The sequence below is a fragment of the uncultured Aquincola sp. genome (assembly GCF_964001545.1).
Taxonomy (GTDB): Bacteria; Pseudomonadota; Gammaproteobacteria; order Burkholderiales; family Burkholderiaceae_C; genus Aquincola.
This window is the reverse complement of sequence record NZ_CAXFDV010000110.1, coordinates 1-4579: the sequence shown is the minus strand read 5'-3', so window position 1 is coordinate 4579 and position 4579 is coordinate 1. Positions and strand designations below refer to the sequence as shown.

Sequence of the window (4579 nt, the reverse complement as noted above, 5' to 3'; positions counted from 1 at the left end):
GCCGACTTCTACCACCGGCTCAGCGTGTACCCGTTGCAGGTGCCGCCGCTGCGTGAGCGGGGCCGCGACGTGCTGCTGATCTGCGGCCACTTCCTGGAACAGAACCGCGCCCGCCTGGGCCTGGGCGGCCTGCGGCTGGAGGCCGACGCCCAGGCCGCGCTGCTGGCTCACGACTGGCCTGGCAACGTGCGCGAGCTGGAACACCTGGTGGGCCGCAGCGTGCTGCGGGCGGTCGGCCGGGCGGGCAGCTTGGGCACCGGGCAGCCGCGCATCCTGAGCCTGACGGCCGAGGACCTGGGACTGCCCGCCGCAGAGGCAGCGGCTGGCGGCGCGGCGCCGACCGGCGAGCCCCCAGCTGCCGAGGCCCCTGCGTCGACCACCGCCGCCGGCGTGCCGCTGCGCGAAGCGGTGGACGCCTACCAGCGCCAGCTCATCACCCAGGCGCTGCAGCGCCATGGCCAGCGCTGGGCGCCGGCCGCGCGCGAGCTGGGCCTGGACCGCGGCAACCTGGCGCGGCTGGCGCGGCGGCTGGGCATCGCCGGGCCGCCCGCGCCGCGGTGAGCTACAGTGCGTCGGCTTCCAGCCGCGTCTCGATCTGGATGTCGCCCACCAGCGTCTTGTGCACCGGGCAGGCCTCGGCCACGCGCAGCAGCGCGGCGCGCTGGTCTTCGGTGAGCGCACCGAACACCTGGATGCTGCGCTGCATGCAATAGGCGCCGGCCTCGTGGCGGTGCGTCACCTTCACGTCGATCTGCCGCACTTCCATCGCCTTGCGCTGGGCGTACAGCTCCAGCGTGAGCGTGGTGCAGGCGGCCAGCGCCGCGTCCAGCAGGTCGTGCGGCGAAGGGGCCGTTGCGGGCGTGCCGGGCTTGGCGTCGATGTCCACCGACAGCAGGCCGCCCGGCAGGGCCACCTCGCAAGCCGACACGCCGCGCTCACTGTTCCATTGCGCCTGGATCGTCATGCTTTCACCTTCGCGTTGCTGCACATCACGGGCTCATTCTCGTCGTCCGGCAGCGCCTGCGTGGGCAGGTTGCCGATCTTCTTCATGTGCTTGCTGCCCCATTCGCACAGGGGCGCCAGCGCCGTCATCAAGGATTCACCGAAGGGCGTGATGGTGTATTCCACCCGCGGCGGCACCTCCTGGTAGTCGTGCCGCTTGACCACGCCGTCCAGCTCCAGCTCCTTCAGCTCCTGCGTCAGCATCTTCTCGCTGATGTGGCCGATGGCGCGCCGCAGCTCGCCGAAGCGGCGGGGCTCGCCTTCGGCCAGGTTGTAAAGGATCAACAGCTTCCACTTGCCGCCGATGAGCGACAACGCGGCTTCCAGGCCGCAACCATAGGTCTTGCGAATCACGGGGCCTCCGGAAAAATTTCTGGCACTTACCAAAAGGTGTGTACTTGCCTTTCGGAAACTGAGATCGCATTGTAGAGCCCAGGTTCCGTGGCTGCAGGCCACGCACCCCTCACAAGAAGCAGCCGGGCCGTCGATGAGCGCGCCCGCGGTTCCGTCTTTCCAGCAGGAGTTGCCCCATGAATCGCCCCAACCTGAGCCGGCCTCGCGCCTGGTGGCTCGGCGGCATTGCCGTCACTGCCATCGCCGCCGCCGCGGCCCTGTCCCTCTCACCGCGCAGCGACGCGGCCGATGTGCCGGCCGCCCAGGCCGCGCCGCCCGCGGTGCCGGTGTCGGTGGCCACCGTCGAAGCCCGTGAAGTCACCGCCTGGGACGAGTTCTCGGGCCGGCTGGAAGCCGTGGACCGCGTGGAGGTGCGCTCCCGCGTGGCCGGCGCGGTGCAGGCGGTGCACTTCCGTGAGGGCTCGCTGGTCAAGGCCGGCGAGCTGCTGGTCACCATCGACCCCGCACCCTACCGCGCCGAGGTGGACCGGGCCGAAGCCCAGGCCGCCGCCGCGCAGGCGCGCATGGCCTTCACGCAGAGCGAACTGGAGCGTGCGCAGCGCCTGTGGCAGGAACAGGCCATCGCCCAGCGTGAGCTGGACGAGCGCCGCAATGCCCACAACGAAGCCGCCGCCAACCTGCGTGCGGCGCAGGCCGCGCTGCAGTCGGCACGGCTGAACCTGGGCTACACCCAGGTGAGGGCGCCGGTGGCCGGGCGCGTGGGCCGCATCGAGGTGACGGTGGGCAACCTGATTGCCGCCGGTGCCGGCGCGCCGGTGCTCACCACGCTGGTGTCGGTCAATCCCATCTATGCCAGCTTCGATGCCGACGAGCGCATCGTGGCCAAGGCCCTGGCCGAGCTGCCGGCCGCGCAGCGGCAGGCGCAGCTGCACCGCATTCCGGTGCGCATGCAGACGGTGGACGGCAGCGCGGTGGAAGGCCGGCTGCAGCTGGTGGACAACATGGTGGACGCCCGCAGCGGCACGGTGCGTGTGCGTGCGGTGTTCGACAACCCGCAGGGCCAGCTCACGCCCGGCCAGTTCGCACGGCTGCAGATGGGCCAGCCGCGCAGCGGCCAGGCGCTGCTGCTGAACGAACGCGCCGTGGGCACCGACCAGAACAAGCGCTACGTGATGGTGGTGGGTGAAGGCGACAAGCTGGTGTGGCGCGAAGTGAGCCTGGGCGCCACGGTGGACGGGCTGCGCGTCGTCACCCAGGGCCTGAAGGCCGGCGAGCGGGTGGTGGTCAACGGCCTGCAGCGGGTGCGACCGGGTGTGCAGGTGGCGCCCAAGCTGGTGCCCATGGATGCCAAGCCCGACGTGACCGCCGCCACCGAGCGCAAGGCCGCGCAGGCCAATTCGTGATCAGGGGCAGGCCATGAACCTATCCAAGTTCTTCATCGACCGGCCGATCTTCGCCGGCGTGCTGTCGGTGCTGATGCTCATCGGCGGCCTGCTGGCGCTGCGGGTGCTGCCGGTGTCCGAATACCCCGAGGTGGTGCCGCCTTCGGTGGTGGTGCGCGCGCAATACCCGGGCGCCAACCCCAAGGTGATCGCCGAGACGGTGGCCACGCCGCTGGAAGAGTCGATCAACGGCGTGGAAGGCATGCTCTACATGAGCAGCCAGGCCACCACCGACGGCGTGATGCAGCTCACCGTCACCTTCGCCTTGGGCGTGGACCCCGACAAGGCACAGCAGTTGGTGCAGAACCGCGTCTCGCAGGCCGAGCCGCGCTTGCCTGAAGAGGTGCGCCGGCTGGGCGTGACCACCGTCAAGAGCTCGCCCGACCTGACGCTGGTGGTGCACCTGTCGTCGCCCAACGGCCGCTACGACAACACCTACCTGCGCAACTACGCCGCCATCAACCTGAAGGACCGGCTGGCCCGGCTCAAGGGTGTGGGCCAGGTGCAGCTGTGGGGCAGCGGCGACTACGCGATGCGCGTGTGGCTGGACCCGGCCAAGGTGGCCGAGCGTGGCCTGGCTGCGGGCGACGTGGCTGCCGCCATCCGCCAGCAGAACGTGCAGGCCGCGGCCGGCGTGGTGGGCGCTTCGCCCGGCCTGCCGGGCGTGGACTTCCAGCTCTCGGTCAATGCCCAGGGCCGGCTGGAAAGCGAAGAGCAGTTCGGCGACATCATCGTCAAGACCGGTGCCGATGGCGCGGTGACGCGCCTGCGCGACGTGGCGCGGCTGGAGCTGGGCGCGGCCGACTATGCGCTGCGTTCGCTGCTCGACAACAAGGAAGCGGTGGCCATCGCCATCCTGGCCTCGCCGGGGTCGAATGCCATCGACATCGCCGACCAGGTGCGCGCCACCATGGCCGATGCGCAGAAGGCCATGCCCGAGGGGGTCGAGTACAGCATCGTCTACGACACCACGCAGTTCGTGCGCGCGTCCATCGAGTCGGTGGTGCACACGCTGCTGGAAGCCGTGCTGCTGGTGGTCATCGTGGTCATCGTGTTCCTGCAGACCTGGCGCGCGTCCATCATTCCGCTGCTGGCGGTGCCGGTGTCGGTGGTGGGCACCTTCGCGGTGATGCACCTGTTCGGCTTCTCGATCAACGCGCTCAGCCTGTTCGGCCTGGTGCTGGCCATCGGCATCGTGGTGGACGACGCCATCGTGGTGGTGGAAAACGTCGAGCGCAACATCGAAGCCGGCCTCAGCCCGCGCGAGGCCACCTACCGCGCGATGCGCGAGGTGTCGGGCCCCATCATCGCCATCGCGCTGGTGCTGGTGGCGGTGTTCGTGCCGCTGGCCTTCATCAGCGGCCTCACCGGCCAGTTCTACCGACAGTTCGCGTTGACGATCGCCATCTCCACCGTCATCTCGGCCATCAACTCGCTCACGCTGTCGCCAGCCCTGGCGGCGCTGCTGCTCAAGGGCCACGACGCACCCAAGGACGCGCTCACCCGTGGCATGGACCGGGCCTTCGGCTGGTTCTTCCGCGGCTTCAACCGCGCCTTCGGCCGTGGCTCGCAGGCCTATGGCAGCGGCGTCAAGCGCGTGATCGGCCGCAAGGCCGTGATGATGGCCGTGTACCTGGCGCTGGTGGCCGTGACCTTCGGCCTTTTCAAGGCGGTGCCCAGCGGCTTCGTGCCGGCACAAGACAAGCAGTACCTGATCGGCTTTGCCCAGCTGCCCGACGGCGCCACGCTGGACCGCACCGACGAGGTCATCCGCCGCATGG

4 protein-coding genes and 1 pseudogene are annotated in these 4579 nt (G+C 70.0%); 3 read left to right on the top strand and 2 right to left on the bottom strand.

The features are described 5' to 3' along the window. Positions 1-561: pseudogene (locus ABNT58_RS03780) on the top strand (nitric oxide reductase transcription regulator); the annotation flags it as partial. A 1-nt stretch (position 562) separates the two neighbouring features. On the opposite strand, the gene ABNT58_RS03775 reads toward ABNT58_RS03780, so the two are convergent. Beyond that, complete coding sequence (locus tag ABNT58_RS03775; RefSeq protein ID WP_348752180.1) at positions 563-964, bottom strand: OsmC family protein; 402 nt, start codon at positions 962-964, stop codon at positions 563-565. Next, a complete protein-coding gene (locus tag ABNT58_RS03770) occupies positions 961-1356 on the bottom strand; it encodes a helix-turn-helix domain-containing protein (RefSeq protein ID WP_348752179.1) in 396 nt (131 codons plus the stop codon). Before ABNT58_RS03770 ends, ABNT58_RS03775 begins: the two co-directional genes overlap by 4 nt. A gap of 176 nt (positions 1357-1532) precedes the next feature. Between ABNT58_RS03770 and ABNT58_RS03765 the strand changes: the two genes are divergently transcribed. Beyond that, on the top strand, positions 1533-2759 hold the full coding sequence (locus ABNT58_RS03765) for an efflux RND transporter periplasmic adaptor subunit (protein ID WP_348752178.1): 1227 nt from the start codon (positions 1533-1535) through the stop codon (positions 2757-2759). A 13-nt stretch (positions 2760-2772) separates the two neighbouring features. Then, the coding region (locus tag ABNT58_RS03760; RefSeq protein ID WP_348752177.1) for an efflux RND transporter permease subunit at positions 2773-4579 on the top strand (1807 nt) is incomplete at its 3' end.